Raw genomic sequence first — 15,511 nt, forward strand, 5'->3', positions numbered from 1 at the left:
AAACAAAAGGTTACAAATCTGTAACGGCCGATTTAGAGAAAAAAGAGACCAAGAGGTCTCTTTTTGTTTTAACGCATAGTTACAAATTCTTCAGAACCTGTAGGATGGATAGCGACTGTAGCATCAAAGTCGTCTTTGGTAGCTCCCATCTTGATAGCAACTGCGAAACCTTGAATCATTTCGTCAACTCCGTAGCCGATTCCATGAAGGCCAACTACCTTTTCGTCTGCACCAGCAGTCACGAGTTTGAAGCGTGCTTCTTGACGGTGACTGGTAACTGCAGAATACATAGATGCGAATTTTGAAGTATAGACTTTAACGTTTTCTTGTCCGTACTCTTTGATAGCCTCTTCCTCAGTTAGACCGACAGTTCCGATAGCCGGGTGTGAGAAGACAACAGTTGGAATAGTAGTGTAGTCCATTTTAGCATTGGTTTTACCGTTGAAAAGTCTTTCTGAGAGGGTACGACCAGCCTTGATAGCAACAGGAGTTAGTTCCTTTTCACCTGTGACATCTCCAAGAGCGTAGATACCGTCAACGACTGTGTTCTGGTATTCATCAACCTGGATAAAGCCGCGTTCATTGAGGGTGACACCAGCTTTTTCGAGTTGAAGTCCTTCAACATTTGGACGGCGACCAGTTGCCCAGATAACTTGACTGGCAGTATGAGTGCTGCCATCTTCGAAATGAATGGTAATACCTTGTTCTGTTTCTTCAAGTTTAGCAGGAACCTTATGTGTGTGGAGATTTAGTCCTGTAATTTCCATTTCTTGAACTAGACTCTCAACGATATAGCTATCAAATCCACGTAGAGGACGTTCACGACGGACAAATAAATCTGTCTGAACACCAAGTGTATGGAGTACACCAGCCAATTCGACAGCAATATAACCAGCACCTAGAATAGCTACCGATTCAGGCAACTCTTCCCAGGCGAAGACATCATCTGAGCTACCACCTAGTTCAGCACCAGGAATAGCAGGGATATGAGGATGAGCTCCAGTCGCAATCACAATATGCTTAGCGTGGATCAATTCGCCATTAACGCTGACAGTATGAGCATCGACAAACTCGGCACGTCCTTCAATCAAATCAACCCCGTTGCGCTTGAAGCTTCCATCATAAGAAGAACGAGCACGGTCAATATAGGCTTCACGATTCTTACGAAGAGTTGCATAATCAAATTCGTTACCAGTATTTGTGAATCCATAGTCAGGTCCATATTTGTGGATACTCTCTGCGACTTGGGCTCCATACCACATGATTTTTTTAGGGACACAGCCGAGGTTGACACAAGTTCCACCTAATTTCTTTTCCTCAATAACTGCCGCCTTAGCACCATGTTCACCAGCACGATTCATGGTAGCAATACCCCCGCTACCTCCACCAATGGCGATAATATCATATTCTCTCATAGAAAGCTCCTTTAGTTGTTTTCTAGTCATATTCTATCTTTTTTTGGGAGTTAATGCAAAAATCTGCTACGCTTAAATTTCTTAAGAAAATGCTTGCAAAAATAAAAAAGAAGTTGTATCATATAACTAACACAACAATAAAAGATTTGGCAATTATTTTTGGATAGTCAGAAAGCAATTGTCCATTTTTAGGACTTGTGCTATAATCTTAATATATGTTTTTAAAAGAGGTATGGATATGAATAAGAAGTCAAAAGCTAAAAAATGGCCCCTATTTACAGCTATAGGAGTTACGTCAGTTCTTGTAGTAGGAGCAGCTGCTGTTCTTCTATTGAGACAACCAAATCAAGCTGCAACACAAGATGAAACTGCAAAAATCGTTCTTGCCAAAGAAGGGTCAGTGGCTTCATCGGTTCTCTTATCTGGTACCGTAACAGCTCAAAATGAACAATATGTTTATTATGATGCTAGTAAAGGTGACTTGGATGAGGTTTCGGTCTCTGTCGGAGATAAGGTAAGTGAAGGGCAAGCACTTGTTAAATATAGTAGTACTGAAGCCCAGGCTGCCTATGATGCTGCCAGTCGTGCAGTTGCTAAAGCTGACCGTCATATCAATGAATTGAATGAGGCTCGAAATACCGCCGCAGCAACACCTGTGTTCCCTCAAGCAGGGATAGAAGGAGCTACGGATCAAGCCCAGGCTCAATCCTCAACATCAGCTACAGCCTCTATTGATTCACAAATTAGTGATGCGCGTGATGTTCGTGCAGACGCGGCGGCACAACTTGAAAAAGCTCAAGCGCAGTTGGATGCAGCGACAGTTTTGAGTACAGTAGAAGGTACAGTTGTTGAAGTCAATCGCAACGTTTCAAAATCTCCAACAGGAAATAGTCAAGTATTGGTGCATATTGTAAGTAACGATAATTTACAGGTCAAGGGAGAGCTTTCTGAGTACAACCTTGCTAATCTATCTGTAGGCCAAGAAGTTACCTTTACTTCAAAGGTTTATCCAGATAAAACTTGGAATGGTAAGATTAGCTATATTTCAAATTATCCAAAGAACACTAGTGAAGGAAGCAATAGCTTAGCTGGTTCAAACACAGGTTCTAAATACCCATATACGGTCGATGTAACTAGTGAAATTGGCGATTTGAAACAAGGTTTTTCTGTCAGTGTCGAAGTGAAAAGTATGAGTAAAGCATTGCTTGTTCCGATTACAAGTATCATCATGGAAGAAGATAAAAACTATGTTTGGATTCTTGATGAAAATCAAAAGGCCAAAAAAGTTGAAGTTGGATTGGGCAATGCAGATGCAGAAAACCAAGAAATCACATCTGGTCTGACAGATGGAGCAAAAGTCATCAGTAATCCGACAGCTTCCTTAGAAGAAGGAAAAGAGGTGAAGACTGATGAAGCAACTAATTAGTCTCAAAAACATCTGCCGGAGCTATCAAAATGGGGATCAGGAACTTCAAGTCCTTAAAAATATTAACCTTGAGGTTCATGAGGGAGAATTCGTAGCAATCATGGGACCATCCGGTTCTGGTAAGTCTACCCTCATGAATACCATTGGTATGTTAGATACCCCTACAAGTGGTCAGTATTTTCTAGATGGAAAAGAAGTAGCTGGTTTGGGTGAAAAACAATTAGCCAAGGTTCGAAACCAAGAAATTGGTTTTGTCTTCCAGCAGTTCTTTCTTTTATCTAAATTAAATGCGTTGCAAAATGTAGAATTGCCTCTAATCTATGCTGGTGTTTCTACCTCAAAACGTCGTAAATTAGCAGAAGAATATTTGGAAAAAGTTGAGTTGACGGACAGAAGTCATCACTTGCCATCGGAATTATCAGGTGGTCAGAAGCAAAGGGTGGCCATAGCGCGTGCACTTGTTAACAATCCTTCTATCATCTTGGCAGATGAACCTACTGGAGCCCTTGATACCAAAACTGGAAATCAAATCATGCAACTCTTGGTTGAATTAAACAAAGAGGGGAAAACCATCATCATGGTTACGCATGAACCTGAAATTGCTGCCTACGCCAAAAGACAAATTGTCATTCGTGATGGTATCATTTCGTCTGATAGTGCCCAAGTAGAAAAGGAGGAAAACTAAGATGCAGAATCTGAAATTTGCCTTTTCATCCATCATGGCCCATAAGATGCGCTCATTCTTAACCATGATTGGGATTATCATTGGTGTATCATCAGTCGTCGTCATCATGGCCTTGGGTGACTCTATGTCTCGTCAGGTCAATAAAAACATGACCAAATCCCAGAAAAACATTCATGTCTTCTATTCACCTACCAAGAGTACGGATGGTTCCTTTACCCAGAAACAGTCTGCTCTAACTCTGTCTGGTAAAGAGGAAGATGTTATTGTTGAACCACCAAAACCTCAAGAATCATGGGTTAAAGAAGCTGCCAAACTGAAAGGTGTGGATAGCTATTATGTAACCAACTCGATGAATGTGACCTTGACCTATAAGGATAAAAAGGTGGAACACGCTAACATGACTGGTGGGAATGTCACTTATATGGATGCGGTCGAAAATGAAATCATTGCAGGTCGAAGTCTTAGAGCACAAGATTATAAAGATTTTGCAAACGTGATTATTTTAGATGAAGAACTTGCCAATAGCCTTTTTGGTTCAGCAAAAGATGCGCTCAATCAGATTGTTGAAGTAAATGAAATCAGCTACCGTGTTATTGGTGTTTATGCAAGTAAGGAAGCTAAGGCTGCAAAAGCTTTTGGAGTCGGAGGACTACCAATTACGACCAATATTTCTCTTGCGGTCAATTTTAACACCGATGAGATTTCAAATATTGTCTTCCGTGTCAATGATACCAGCTTGACCCAGACTTTGGGGCCAGAGCTGGCTAGGAGAATGACGGAAATTGCAGGTCTCCAACAAGGGGAGTATCAGATAGCTGATGCAACGGAAGCCTTCAACGAAGTGCAACAAATGTTTGGCTTCATAACAACGATTATTAGTGCCATTGCGGGAATTTCCCTCTTTGTTGGTGGTACGGGTGTTATGAACATTATGCTTGTTTCGGTGACAGAGCGTACCCGTGAGATTGGTCTACGCAAAGCGCTAGGAGCAACACGGGCTAATATTCTGGTTCAATTTTTGATTGAATCCATGATTTTAACCTTGTTAGGAGGATTCATTGGTCTACTGCTTGCTGCAGGGGTGACCATGCTTGCAGGAGTTCTTCTTCAAAACTTGATTGCAGGAATCGAAGTTGGAGTATCCATCCCAATCGCTCTCTTTAGTTTAGCGGTCTCAGCAGGTATCGGTATGATATTCGGTGTCTTACCAGCCAACAAAGCCTCTAAGCTCGATCCGATTGAAGCTCTTCGCTATGAATAAGATAATCAACAAGAAAAACAAGATGGACACAAGTCTGTCTTGTTTTTGGTTGGATTTCCTTTTCGAAAATCACTAAAAATATGGTATAATGAAGTGTTAGAAAAACAGGTTTCATTAGCCTGGAAAGGAAAAAATATGTCTGAAAAGAATTTTTATATTACAACACCGATTTACTATCCATCTGGTAAACTTCATATCGGTTCTGCCTACACAACTATCGCCTGTGATGTCCTAGCTCGCTACAAACGTCGTATGGGCTACGATGTCTTCTATCTGACTGGTCTTGATGAGCATGGCCAAAAGATTCAACAAAAAGCAGAAGAAGCTGGTATCACACCACAAGCTTATGTTGATGGCATGGCAGTTGGAGTCAAAGAACTCTGGCAATTACTGGATATCTCATATGATAAATTCATCCGTACAACTGATGATTACCATGAAAAAGTAGTGGCGCAAGTTTTTGAACGCTTGCTTGCTCAAGATGACATCTACCTTGGTGAATATTCTGGTTGGTATTCAGTATCGGATGAGGAATTCTTTACAGAAAGCCAGCTTGCAGAAGTTTTTCGTGATGAAGCTGGAAATGTCACTGGCGGTATCGCACCATCAGGGCACGAAGTGGAGTGGGTATCTGAAGAATCATACTTCCTTCGCCTCAGTAAATACCAAGATCGCTTGGTCGAATTTTTCAAATCACATCCTGATTTCATCACTCCAGATGGTCGTCTCAATGAAATGCTGCGTAACTTCATCGAGCCAGGTTTGGAAGATTTGGCAGTTTCTCGTACAACCTTTACATGGGGAGTACCAGTCCCATCCAATCCAAAACACGTTGTCTATGTATGGATCGATGCCCTTCTGAACTATGCGACAGCCCTTGGCTATGGTCAAGATGAACATGGCAATTTTGATAAGTTCTGGAATGGAACAGTCTTCCATATGGTAGGAAAAGATATCCTTCGTTTCCACTCCATCTACTGGCCAATCCTTCTCATGATGTTGGATATCAAATTGCCAGATCGTTTGATTGCCCATGGTTGGTTCGTCATGAAAGACGGCAAGATGTCTAAGTCAAAAGGGAATGTCGTTTACCCTGAAATGTTAGTAGAGCGCTATGGTCTCGATCCACTTCGTTACTACCTCATGCGTAGTCTTCCTGTCGGTTCAGACGGAACCTTCACTCCAGAAGACTATGTAGGCCGTATCAATTATGAACTCGCCAATGACCTTGGAAACCTCCTCAACCGTACGGTTTCTATGATTAACAAGTACTTTGATGGTCAAATCCCTGCCTATGTAGAGGGTGTGACAGAGTTTGACAATGCTCTTGCTGACGTTGCAGCACAATCAATCGCTGACTACCACACCTACATGGAAGCAGTTGACTACCCACGTGCGCTTGAAGCAGTCTGGACTCTCATCTCACGTACCAACAAATACATCGATGAGACAGCTCCATGGGTCTTGGCTAAGGATGAGGCTCTCCGTGACCAATTGGCAAGTGTGATGAGCCACTTGGCAGCTAGCCTTCGTGTTGTTGCTCACTTGATTGAGCCGTTTATGATGGAAACCAGTCGTGCAGTCTTGACACAACTTGGTCTCGCAGAAGTTTCTAGCCTTGAAAACTTGAGCCTGGCTGATTTCCCTGCAGGAGTAACAGTAGTTGCCAAAGGAACACCAATCTTCCCACGTCTGGATATGGAAGAAGAAATCGCCTATATCAAGGAACAAATGGAAAGCAACAAACCAGCAGTCGAAAAAGAATGGAATCCAGACGAAGTCGAACTCAAACTAAACAAGGAAGAAATCAAGTTTGAAGACTTCGATAAGGTTGAAATCCGTGTCGCGGAAGTTAAGGAAGTTTCCAAAGTGGAAGGTTCTGATAAGTTGCTTCAATTCCGCTTAGATGCTGGTGATGGCGAAGATCGTCAAATTCTCTCAGGAATTGCAAAATACTATCCAAATGAACAAGAATTGGTGGGCAAGAAAGTCCAAATCGTTGCCAACCTCAAACCACGTAAAATGATGAAAAAATATGTCAGCCAAGGGATGATCCTCTCAGCTGAACATGATGGCAAATTAACCCTTCTCACAGTTGATCCAGCTGTACCAAACGGAAGTGTGATTGGCTAAACTAAAAAGAACCAGTTTGAACTGGTTCTTTTTAGTTTGATAAAAGTTGATAAAAGTGGCATTCTACTTTATAATGAAGAAAACGGAGGAAATTGCCATGAAATACATTCCATTTGGTCAAGAGAAAAGAGAATTGTCCGAAATCGTTCTCGGTATGATGCGAATCAGTGACAAGTCGATCAAGGAAGTTGAGGAGTTGGTTGAAACAGCCCTCTCTGTCGGAATCAATGCCTTTGACTTGGCAGATATCTACGGTGGAGGTCGTTGTGAAGAATTACTAGGTCAGGTGTTAAACAATCGTCCTGACCTGCGAGAAAAGATGTGTATTCAGTCCAAATGCGGCATTCGCATCGAAGAATTTACCTATTTTGATTTTTCAAAAGATTATATTCTAGAATCAGTAGATGGGATTTTAAAAAGATTGCAGGTTGATTATTTAGATAGCTTGCTGCTCCATCGTCCAGATGCTCTGATGGAAGCTGACCAAGTGGCGGAAGCCTTTGAAATTCTACACACATCTGGTAAAGTTCGAGATTTCGGTGTGTCCAACCAAAATCCTATGATGATAGAATTACTGAAGAAAGAGGTCAAACAACCTTTATCGATCAATCAATTGCAACTAAGTGCAGCTTTCACGCCAGGATTTGAATCAGGTTTCCATGTCAATATGGAAGGTGACAGGGCAGCTTTGCGTGATGGTAGCGTCTTTGAATACTGCAAATTAAACGACATGGTTATTCAAGCCTGGTCAGTCTTGCAGTTCGGATATTTCAAAGGGAATTTTGTCGGTAATGAGAAGTTTCAACAACTAAACCAAGTCCTAAATCGCCTAGCCTTAAAATACGGTGTGAGCCCATCAGCCATTGCTATTGCTTGGGTGTTACGGTACCCAGCCAAGATGCAGGCGGTGGTAGGAACAACAAATCCTAAGCATTTAATAGAGGCAAGCCAAGCAAGTAATGTCAACCTAACTCGAAAAGAATGGTATGAGATTTACCTCGCAGCAGGGAATGATTTGCCGTAAGGGGAAATTACATTTCAGAAATCACAGTCAAAAAGCCGTTGGAAAGCGGTTTTTTGTTATAATGAAATTAAGATTTATAGATAACAAAGGAGAAAAACATGACATTCGAAGAAATCCTGCCTGGACTAAAGGCAAAAAAGAAATATGTACGTACTGGCTGGGGTGGGGCTGAAAACTATGTGCAGCTTTTTGATACCATCGAGCAAAATGGCGTCGCCCTTGAAGTGACACCCTATTTCCTCATTAACGTATCTGGTGAAGGAGAAGGTTTTTCTATGTGGAGTCCAACTCCTTGTGATGTCTTAGCGACGGATTGGGTGGAAGTCCATGACTAAACGTGTATTGATTACAGGTGTTAGCTCAGGGATTGGTCTGGCTCAAGCTCGACTCTTTTTAGAAAAAGGTTATCAGGTTTTTGGAGTGGATCAGGGTGAAAATCCTGATTTACAGGGTGACTTTCACTTTTTACAACGTGATTTAACGCTTGACTTGGAACCCATTTTTGATTGGTGTCCTCAGGTGGATGTTCTCTGCAATACAGCTGGAGTTTTGGATGACTATAAACCTTTACTAGAACAAACAGCCCAAGAAATCCAAGAGATTTTTGAAATCAATTACGTAACTCCAGTGGAGTTGACCCGTTATTATTTGATGAACATGTTGGAATACAAGCGAGGAATCATCATCAATATGTGTTCCATTGCTTCAAGTCTAGCAGGCGGTGGTGGGCATGCCTATACCTCTTCTAAACACGCCTTAGCTGGATTTACCAAGCAGTTGGCTCTAGACTATGCAGAAGCTGGAATCCAGATCTTTGGTATTGCTCCTGGTGCAGTTAAGACTGGTATGACAGCAGCTGACTTTGAACCAGGTGGTCTGGCAGACTGGGTAGCCAGTGAAACACCTATCAAACGCTGGATTGAGCCAGAGGAAGTGGCAGAAGTCAGCCTCTTTTTAGCAAGCGGAAAGGCAAGCGCCATGCAGGGGCAAATTGTGACAATTGATGGTGGTTGGTCTTTGAAGTAATATAGTTGATACTCAGTGAATATGTGGAGGTGAGCTATGAAAAGAGATGAGTTTGGATTTGTCTTGCCCAATCTCTACTATCAGTTTTTAACTGAGTGGAAAGAGATTGACCCCTATGAAATTGGAGATACAGGTATCTGTTTGTATGCCAAGGAGGATCTAAAAGAGCGTAATGAAACTTATCAGATTGAGGAAGTAGAGCCAGATTACTTTATGATTGGACAGGAAGGAGATTTGGCCTACTTTATCAAGAAAAATGTAGATGATTGCATTTATGAAAATGACTTGGGAGCTCTAGGCTCCTTAGAAATGCAAAAAGTTGCTGCAAACGTCTATGACTTTATTGATAAGATTTTAGAGGAAGAATTGTAAAAATGGGAGGGAGTAATCATGTTTAGAGTGCTAGATGCAGATTCACCGATTTCAAAAGAAGACTTTTTACAATTTGAGGAGTTTCTTGGAAAGAAATTGCCGGAAGCCATGAAGGATTTTTATCTCAAGTACAACGGTGGCCAGCCCCAAGTAATGGGGGTTCATGATGACCGTCATCTCTTTCCTTTCAATTTCTTTGATTCACTTGACGAAATGAAAAAGTCTCTGAGCTGGTTTGACGATGAGGCTGTACCTGCAGGATTTAAGGGTACAGATCTTCTCCATTTTGCCTATGATCCTGGATCGGGTCACTATGCTCTTTCGCTAAGGGCAGAGGATTATGGTAAGGTTTATTTCTATGTTTTAGAAGAAAAAGCAGAGATCTACGGTCAATGGGCATCTTTTGAGGATTTTTTGAATTCCTTTGTTGAAGAGTGAGACCAAAAAGGAGAAGAGATGCGGAAACACCAAGAACTTTCACTAGAGCAGATAATCGAGCAGATGCGCGTGAATGAGTCTTCTTCAGATGATTTTTGCCTCTATGGCAAGGAGGATGGAGAGCTAGCACTAGATAGGCTTTATTGGGTATCAGATTATCCGGATGTCGTAGAAGACCGTGATGTCTACCCGACGGATGTAGTGGAGCAAGATCTCCAGCTAGTCTACTATGGAGAGCAGTTGTTTGATGTTCTCTCAGTTGCACTTGAGGAAAAGCCAGATGCAAGTCCCCAAGACTTGCTCGAGGCTTTGAATTATTATCAGGAGCATGATAGTTTTATGACTTTTGATAATTAAATATCGAACTAGATATTGAACAAAGGATTTTACTAGGAGTAACAAGCCAAAGTTGCTGTGAGAGCAGACGGAGGATATTATGAAAGAAATAGATGGGATTGTCATAAAAGATGGTCAAATTATCCTAAATAGTGGGGAAGAGTTATCGATTGATCAAATGATAGAGGGTGCTAGGAACATCATATTTTTTAACAACCGCCACTTTAAGGATACAAAAATCAAAGGAATAGCGGATCTTCGGGTTGTGTTTGAAAACTGTATCTTTGAGAATGTCTTTTTTGAAAACTGTGATTTGAGGGAAATGGGCTTCAAAAATCATACAGTTATTCGAAACTGTACTTTCAAACGATGCAATTTAAATGGAACTTTATTTTATGACAGTCACATTATATCGTCTATCTTCCTTTCTTGTCATATGAAGCGTCCTCTTTTGGGAAATGTCAGCGAGATGAGGGATTGTCTCTTTAAAAAGTGTAGGATGCACGACATTTTCTTTCCCCTACCAGCTTTTCAGAATAATAAAATTATTGGAAAATTGTCTGAATGTACCTTTGGGTCGAAAACTAAGAAAGTAGAAAAATTGTATGCAGATCTATCAGAGGCTCAGCTCAGTTTTGTCGAGTTTACAAGTTGTGATTTGACGGAGACTATTCGTCCAGAGGATCCAGATATTCTTTATATAAAAAACTTGAGTGAACGATCAAAGAAGGCTCAGGAAAAAATAGCGACGATCCAAGATGACAGAAAAAGGCGAGCTCTTTCTATCCATACAGAGAGTTGGATGAATGAAGAGTATGTGGATTACTTGATGAGTCGCAAGGATTACCAATGGGCCTGGGATGAACACTTTGAGGATGTAGCCAAGTGTTTGGAACTGGACTGGGTCCTTGACTAGCTCTTATGTGAACAGTATCAGAGCTAGTTAGCAGAAGAAAGGATAGAAAAATGACAGTTACTATTGATGAATTCGTAAAGGAGCACGGCTTTTGTGTGGTAACTTCAGAGGAGAAACCATTTCGTTTTGATGAGATTCGTTTCAACCTCTTTGCTTATTTAGAAGATTATTCCAAAATGGGATTTTCTTTTGTTAAAGTAGCTACTGATTTGGTAGAACTTAGGAAAGAGCAAGAGAGCTCTAGTCTTTTTGGTCAGTGTTTTTTAGGTGCTTTTGTGATTGGAGAAAAAGAGCAGATCCTTTTACTTTGCAATCAAGAAGGAAGGGAAGTTTTTCAAGAAGCGAGGATTTATGTCAACTCTTCCTTACATACTTTTGTTTCCTCTTATTCGCTCTTTCTATCAGGCATCTTTCTTTTGAAAGCAAAGTTTTATGAGATTGAGCAAGATGAAGTCGAAGAAATTGCAGCAAATTTGAAGAACCAAGTACTTGCCTTGGAAAAGCCCCTTGAACAAGAATTGCCCTTCTGGGAGCACATGGCCTATTTGATAGAAGACGATGGAATCGTTCTAAGAGATGATCTTTTTCGTATCCTGAACAAAGAACAGTAAAATCAAATGGAGATAAAAAGAGGATTTAAAAATGGACTTTATTGATGATTTAACATCGGGCCGTTCTCCACTAGTGAGAAAAGCTGCGAAAAAAATTTTAAAAGAGCGGCTTAAAGGTTATGGGCCTCTCTTGCATAAGGCCTTGGAAGTTGAGATGGCAAAGCCTAAATCATGGGAATCACAAATGTACTTGCTCTACGCAATGGCAGTGACTGACTGCACAGAGGAAATTCCCTATCTCAAGTCATTACTGCTGAAAGACATCCCAACACCTGTAACCTACCGCTCTCTAGCAGTAGCGATTGCTTATCTAGAAAATTTAGAAACAGAGAATCTATCTTTTGTTTATGAGTCCTTAGAATCGAATAACTCATCTCAAGCTGCAGGTGCCTGTGCAGCGATATATCAGAGAAAGATTGTGCTGAAAGATGACGATTTTAACAAAATTATGTCTTATGTGACTCAGCCTAAATACCTTGAGCATATTGGTCAAGTCATAAATCCATTTTTATTTATTTTAGCTGCATCTTATTTATATCCAGAACAGAATCGCCAGAAAATTGTAGACTTTTCCCGTCAGTTCGATATATCTATCGTCAAGGACTTAATCAATGACGTTACAAAAGGAAAGGACGGAAGGAGGATCAGTCTATTCTAAAATCTCCTTAAAGAGCGAAACAATAACTCTTAAAAACAAGACTTTTATTCATTTTTAAAAAAGGAGTTCATATTGTGAAATGGTTTGAAAAAGCAGTGGGCAGGGAAAAGATTATTCATCTGTTTGATGGTGATTTGGAATTGAATAATGTATTTCTTGATACTGTATTATGTTACGATTACAAGTTAGATCTTGTCCTTTATGTATTTGATTTGCCAACTAATTTCCCTGAAAAGTGGCAGAAAAGTGCATTTAATGCCATAAAAATTAATTTAGAGTTTTTTAATTTAGATGAAATCCATTTTTATTCTAAGGGGATTCATAAGGTGAATGGTCAACTGGAACTACTTTTTTTAGAGAATAAGGTTGAATTCAATTTTAAAAACCAAAATGATGTGATGTTATCAGGATCTTCTGACCTTATTAGAATTGCTGAGATTGATCCTGTGAAAATAGATACTTAAAGATGTATTCCTAGCTTATTTACGGAGATTCTGGATGATCAAACAATCCTCCATTGCTAGGAGGGAGACCACGAATATGAAGTTACAGTATTTTGAATTAGATAAGCCCTATGTGGAAAATCAACAGAGGGTTGAGGAGCTGATGGACTCAGCTACGCTAACTTACGAGGAAGCTAGAATTGAGGACTATCGACAGAATTGGAAAGACCTACGAAGAGCGTTCGTACATGAATCCAAATGTATGACCTCTATGGTAGAGCGCCTCTTCAAACCAGTTGTGACCAAGGATTGTTGGAAAATCATCGTAGAATGTGTAGATACGATTAGCAATCCAGCTATCATGAACCTACTAGGTGTCTATACTGTTCAGGTCTTATTTGATTTTTCTAGCTATAAAACCTTGAGTCCATTGGAACAGAAAAAGTTACTCTTAGAGGCCTTAGTAAAAGGGGTAAAGCGCGTGTTTCAGGAGCTCTCTATTCCTTGCTCCTTGATAGAGGATGTAGTCAATGAAATAGAGAAAAACAATTACGAAAATAGCTGGGAGTGGAAAAGGAAGAAGATCCAATCCACGATGTTTTCCATTCAAGTGGAGCATCAGCTTGATAAGGTGGATTTGTTTTGGAAGATAGAGCATAAGGATAAGAGTATCCGTCAGTTGATTCAATCCTGCCCTGCTCACGAGATGGACTATGGGGCCAAACTTGGTAGACTGGAAGCAAAAGGTAACTTCCTATATCTGTTGGATAAAGAGAATGAGGTTGTGAGTAGAATTTCTGTTTTAAAATGATGGAGCAAGAACAATGAGTGACGTAAAAAAGAAATTATCCTTATTAAAAGTTGAAAGACGAATCAAGAGTTTGAAGGGGATAAAGGATGTTCATTTTCTGACCGAAAAACCTAAAGAAATTGCTTGGTGTGCTGGGGAGTTGAATCCTATCGATTCTCTGATTCCTTGCCTTTATGAGTTTTCTACCAATCTTACTACTAAAGATCTAAGTAGATCAATTCAAAGTCTAGTTGGAAATAGAAGGCAGTTTATCCTAGTTTTTTGGGAGTTTTCACCAGTTTACGTCTTGTTTCAAATGGAGTCTTTGGATAATTTTTTGTCCTCTTATTCTACTGAATTTTCTACCAGAGACCTGACGCTTTTCTTTCGAGATCAGGAAAAAGTACTGGATCTCCATTTAGCGGAGGATAAAGTAGAAGTGAGAGTCTTGGAGAATAAGGCTAATAACCCGTAGATTCTATAATGTGAAAGCTCAACATTGAATTAGTCGATGAAAGAGGCAAAGAGGAAAGAATGCCATTCTTGGAGAGACAAATGGTAAAGGTGGTTCTAATGTGTGAAAAAGAATATTATTATTATGGCAATAGTGAGTTTATGTCAGGCCTAGGAGTTATTTATACAGAGTTTACTGGTCAGCGTGCAAGTCGACAAATTAACGTTTTGAATGGGCACTATTATGCTTCCTCTTGCCTACAGGATTATGTTCCAGAAATAGGGTTTCTACTCTATGATGGTCGAAAAGATGAGTTGGATCTATCAGACTCCATCAAGATTAGTCAAGAGGAATTTGAACGAATTTGGGCTCAGGCTGTCACTAACAGTCAGAATGATACGTAATCGTCAGTTGAAAATAGCCAAATATAATCCCAAAAATGTGAGAGGAGTCCAATAATGATGCTCAATTTGTTGAAGGAATTCGTAGAAGTCTATCATAGAAACAAGGGCTTAGGAGAGTTTGTATTTACTAGTGACTGTCTCCATGTCGAAAAGCTAGATTTGTCTGGTCAATTGAAAGAGTTCTACCAGCATTTAGACTTTGATGAAGAAGCTTATTTTAGAGGGGCTCCCTATGATCTTGCTCTGTTTCCTCTCTCCTCTTGCGAAGCTGCAGCAGAAGGATGGCAGGATCAAGGCTGGAAGGAAACCTATATAGTTTTTGCCCACTTGATGGGAGATGAAGCTATCTTTTGTGACTTAGTGAGCGATCTCAATCCAGTCTATGGGAGAATCCCAGGAGATTCTAAGCTCTATGCTCTCAGCCCTTCTCTTTCTACTTTCTTAGCTACTTATATGCTGATGAAAAAGCTAGAAATCACCCAGTTTGAGAACAATATTTATATTGATGAGGATTTATTGGACTATAAAGAGGGCTTCTTGGAGGGGATTATGGCTATTATTAAGGAGCATATTCCTGAAGACTATCAAAAGGACTTTATAGCCTTTATGATGGGCTGATGATAAAAACAGGAGAATGAGAAAAGTAGGAGGAAACATGACTCATACGAATCTAGCAAAAGAAACCTTACTCCAGTTTATGCAGGCTATGTATACTTGGGAAAGAAAAGCCACTAGGAGCCTAAGAAACCAAGCCTATAAAGAGACGTTGAAGGATGAATTAGCTGCTATTTTTAATCAGTTTTGTACATCTAAAAAAACACTCAGAGCAAGGGAAGTATCTTTATCTATTCGATTTCCATTTGACTATAAATTAGAAACGCATCCCATCGTTGATGAAGAGCATAACGAAAATCAAGCTTATTTCTACATCAAGGAGAATCGTTCTGGTATAGAAACTCTCTATCGTTTTCAAATGGTGTTTCAAAAGGGGAAATGGTGGATTGATAAGAAAGAATGGCTTGATGATGGGAAGTGGATCAATTCTTCCTTGTGATATACTGGATAACGTAGGAAGACGGAAAGAGATGAACTTCAAAAACACCGGTAGTTGAGTGGAAG

General features: G+C 40.2%; 20 protein-coding genes. 19 read left to right on the forward strand and 1 reads right to left on the reverse strand.

Annotated features, from left to right (window positions below; translation table 11 throughout):
• Positions 1-68: 68 nt before the first annotated feature.
• On the reverse strand, positions 69-1,415 hold the full coding sequence (gene gor / locus ACVC7R_RS00135; protein ID WP_447262992.1) for a glutathione-disulfide reductase: 1,347 nt from the start codon (positions 1,413-1,415) through the stop codon (positions 69-71).
• Between the two features lie 238 nt (positions 1,416-1,653).
• On the opposite strand from gor, the gene ACVC7R_RS00140 reads away from it, so the two are divergent.
• The 19 genes from ACVC7R_RS00140 to ACVC7R_RS00230 all read left to right on the forward strand — a co-directional run bounded on the left by ACVC7R_RS00140 (position 1,654) and on the right by ACVC7R_RS00230 (position 15,446).
• Positions 1,654-2,841, forward strand: coding sequence for an efflux RND transporter periplasmic adaptor subunit (locus tag ACVC7R_RS00140; RefSeq protein WP_447262993.1), 1,188 nt, complete (start codon positions 1,654-1,656; stop codon positions 2,839-2,841).
• On the forward strand, positions 2,825-3,526 hold the full coding sequence (locus ACVC7R_RS00145; RefSeq protein WP_447262994.1) for an ABC transporter ATP-binding protein: 702 nt from the start codon (positions 2,825-2,827) through the stop codon (positions 3,524-3,526). Before ACVC7R_RS00140 ends, ACVC7R_RS00145 begins: the two co-directional genes overlap by 17 nt.
• Before the next feature lies 1 nt (position 3,527).
• Positions 3,528-4,787: an ABC transporter permease gene (locus ACVC7R_RS00150; protein ID WP_447262995.1), complete on the forward strand. Its 1,260-nt coding sequence runs from the start codon at positions 3,528-3,530 to the stop codon at positions 4,785-4,787.
• 135 nt (positions 4,788-4,922) lie between these two features.
• A complete protein-coding gene (gene metG, locus ACVC7R_RS00155) occupies positions 4,923-6,920 on the forward strand; it encodes a methionine--tRNA ligase (RefSeq protein WP_447262996.1) in 1,998 nt (665 codons plus the stop codon).
• Between the two features lie 97 nt (positions 6,921-7,017).
• Positions 7,018-7,944 carry an aldo/keto reductase gene (locus ACVC7R_RS00160; protein ID WP_447262997.1) on the forward strand — a complete coding sequence of 309 codons (927 nt, stop codon included), beginning with the start codon at positions 7,018-7,020 and terminating at the stop codon, positions 7,942-7,944.
• 98 nt (positions 7,945-8,042) lie between these two features.
• On the forward strand, positions 8,043-8,279 hold the full coding sequence (locus ACVC7R_RS00165) for a DUF2829 domain-containing protein (RefSeq protein WP_000141913.1): 237 nt from the start codon (positions 8,043-8,045) through the stop codon (positions 8,277-8,279).
• Positions 8,272-8,970: a 3-oxoacyl-ACP reductase gene (locus ACVC7R_RS00170; protein ID WP_447262998.1), complete on the forward strand. Its 699-nt coding sequence runs from the start codon at positions 8,272-8,274 to the stop codon at positions 8,968-8,970. The genes ACVC7R_RS00165 and ACVC7R_RS00170 overlap by 8 nt, the downstream gene beginning before the upstream one ends.
• Before the next feature lie 36 nt (positions 8,971-9,006).
• Complete coding sequence (locus tag ACVC7R_RS00175) at positions 9,007-9,342, forward strand: hypothetical protein (RefSeq protein ID WP_447262999.1); 336 nt, start codon at positions 9,007-9,009, stop codon at positions 9,340-9,342.
• An 18-nt stretch (positions 9,343-9,360) separates the two neighbouring features.
• A complete protein-coding gene (locus ACVC7R_RS00180) occupies positions 9,361-9,780 on the forward strand; it encodes an SMI1/KNR4 family protein (RefSeq protein WP_447263000.1) in 420 nt (139 codons plus the stop codon).
• An 18-nt stretch (positions 9,781-9,798) separates the two neighbouring features.
• Positions 9,799-10,137, forward strand: a complete 339-nt coding sequence (locus tag ACVC7R_RS00185; RefSeq protein WP_447263001.1) for a DUF7716 domain-containing protein — start codon at positions 9,799-9,801, stop codon at positions 10,135-10,137.
• A 79-nt stretch (positions 10,138-10,216) separates the two neighbouring features.
• Complete coding sequence (locus ACVC7R_RS00190; RefSeq protein ID WP_447263002.1) at positions 10,217-11,032, forward strand: hypothetical protein; 816 nt, start codon at positions 10,217-10,219, stop codon at positions 11,030-11,032.
• A gap of 50 nt (positions 11,033-11,082) precedes the next feature.
• Positions 11,083-11,643 carry an immunity protein gene (locus ACVC7R_RS00195; RefSeq protein WP_447263003.1) on the forward strand — a complete coding sequence of 187 codons (561 nt, stop codon included), beginning with the start codon at positions 11,083-11,085 and terminating at the stop codon, positions 11,641-11,643.
• Between the two features lie 31 nt (positions 11,644-11,674).
• Positions 11,675-12,301, forward strand: a complete 627-nt coding sequence (locus ACVC7R_RS00200; RefSeq protein WP_447263004.1) for a hypothetical protein — start codon at positions 11,675-11,677, stop codon at positions 12,299-12,301.
• Positions 12,302-12,375: 74 nt separating this feature from the next.
• Positions 12,376-12,765, forward strand: coding sequence for an Imm50 family immunity protein (locus ACVC7R_RS00205; RefSeq protein ID WP_447263005.1), 390 nt, complete (start codon positions 12,376-12,378; stop codon positions 12,763-12,765).
• A 76-nt stretch (positions 12,766-12,841) separates the two neighbouring features.
• On the forward strand, positions 12,842-13,555 hold the full coding sequence (locus ACVC7R_RS00210; RefSeq protein ID WP_447263006.1) for a hypothetical protein: 714 nt from the start codon (positions 12,842-12,844) through the stop codon (positions 13,553-13,555).
• Positions 13,556-13,568: 13 nt separating this feature from the next.
• The gene (locus ACVC7R_RS00215; RefSeq protein ID WP_447263007.1) at positions 13,569-14,009 is read left to right on the forward strand and encodes a hypothetical protein; all 441 of its coding nucleotides are present in this window, start codon (positions 13,569-13,571) and stop codon (positions 14,007-14,009) included.
• Positions 14,010-14,107: 98 nt separating this feature from the next.
• On the forward strand, positions 14,108-14,392 hold the full coding sequence (locus tag ACVC7R_RS00220) for a hypothetical protein (RefSeq protein WP_447263008.1): 285 nt from the start codon (positions 14,108-14,110) through the stop codon (positions 14,390-14,392).
• 54 nt (positions 14,393-14,446) lie between these two features.
• Complete coding sequence (locus ACVC7R_RS00225; RefSeq protein WP_447263009.1) at positions 14,447-15,010, forward strand: hypothetical protein; 564 nt, start codon at positions 14,447-14,449, stop codon at positions 15,008-15,010.
• 37 nt (positions 15,011-15,047) lie between these two features.
• Positions 15,048-15,446: an NTF2 fold immunity protein gene (locus tag ACVC7R_RS00230; protein ID WP_447263010.1), complete on the forward strand. Its 399-nt coding sequence runs from the start codon at positions 15,048-15,050 to the stop codon at positions 15,444-15,446.
• Positions 15,447-15,511 lie beyond the last annotated feature (65 nt).

It is taken from the genome of Streptococcus sp. Z554 (assembly GCF_053010305.1).

What these genes read in the sequence shown, in the direction of transcription:
- gor (WP_447262992.1), bottom strand. Translation starts at nt 1,415, where the DNA reads ATGAGAGAATATGATATTATCGCCATTGGTGGAGGTAGCGGGGGTATT.
- ACVC7R_RS00140 (WP_447262993.1), top strand. Translation starts at nt 1,654, where the DNA reads ATGAATAAGAAGTCAAAAGCTAAAAAATGGCCCCTATTTACAGCTATA.
- ACVC7R_RS00145 (WP_447262994.1), top strand. Translation starts at nt 2,825, where the DNA reads ATGAAGCAACTAATTAGTCTCAAAAACATCTGCCGGAGCTATCAAAAT.
- ACVC7R_RS00150 (WP_447262995.1), top strand. Translation starts at nt 3,528, where the DNA reads ATGCAGAATCTGAAATTTGCCTTTTCATCCATCATGGCCCATAAGATG.
- metG (WP_447262996.1), top strand. Translation starts at nt 4,923, where the DNA reads ATGTCTGAAAAGAATTTTTATATTACAACACCGATTTACTATCCATCT.
- ACVC7R_RS00160 (WP_447262997.1), top strand. Translation starts at nt 7,018, where the DNA reads ATGAAATACATTCCATTTGGTCAAGAGAAAAGAGAATTGTCCGAAATC.
- ACVC7R_RS00165 (WP_000141913.1), top strand. Translation starts at nt 8,043, where the DNA reads ATGACATTCGAAGAAATCCTGCCTGGACTAAAGGCAAAAAAGAAATAT.
- ACVC7R_RS00170 (WP_447262998.1), top strand. Translation starts at nt 8,272, where the DNA reads ATGACTAAACGTGTATTGATTACAGGTGTTAGCTCAGGGATTGGTCTG.
- ACVC7R_RS00175 (WP_447262999.1), top strand. Translation starts at nt 9,007, where the DNA reads ATGAAAAGAGATGAGTTTGGATTTGTCTTGCCCAATCTCTACTATCAG.
- ACVC7R_RS00180 (WP_447263000.1), top strand. Translation starts at nt 9,361, where the DNA reads ATGTTTAGAGTGCTAGATGCAGATTCACCGATTTCAAAAGAAGACTTT.
- ACVC7R_RS00185 (WP_447263001.1), top strand. Translation starts at nt 9,799, where the DNA reads ATGCGGAAACACCAAGAACTTTCACTAGAGCAGATAATCGAGCAGATG.
- ACVC7R_RS00190 (WP_447263002.1), top strand. Translation starts at nt 10,217, where the DNA reads ATGAAAGAAATAGATGGGATTGTCATAAAAGATGGTCAAATTATCCTA.
- ACVC7R_RS00195 (WP_447263003.1), top strand. Translation starts at nt 11,083, where the DNA reads ATGACAGTTACTATTGATGAATTCGTAAAGGAGCACGGCTTTTGTGTG.
- ACVC7R_RS00200 (WP_447263004.1), top strand. Translation starts at nt 11,675, where the DNA reads ATGGACTTTATTGATGATTTAACATCGGGCCGTTCTCCACTAGTGAGA.
- ACVC7R_RS00210 (WP_447263006.1), top strand. Translation starts at nt 12,842, where the DNA reads ATGAAGTTACAGTATTTTGAATTAGATAAGCCCTATGTGGAAAATCAA.
- ACVC7R_RS00215 (WP_447263007.1), top strand. Translation starts at nt 13,569, where the DNA reads ATGAGTGACGTAAAAAAGAAATTATCCTTATTAAAAGTTGAAAGACGA.
- ACVC7R_RS00220 (WP_447263008.1), top strand. Translation starts at nt 14,108, where the DNA reads ATGTGTGAAAAAGAATATTATTATTATGGCAATAGTGAGTTTATGTCA.
- ACVC7R_RS00225 (WP_447263009.1), top strand. Translation starts at nt 14,447, where the DNA reads ATGATGCTCAATTTGTTGAAGGAATTCGTAGAAGTCTATCATAGAAAC.
- ACVC7R_RS00230 (WP_447263010.1), top strand. Translation starts at nt 15,048, where the DNA reads ATGACTCATACGAATCTAGCAAAAGAAACCTTACTCCAGTTTATGCAG.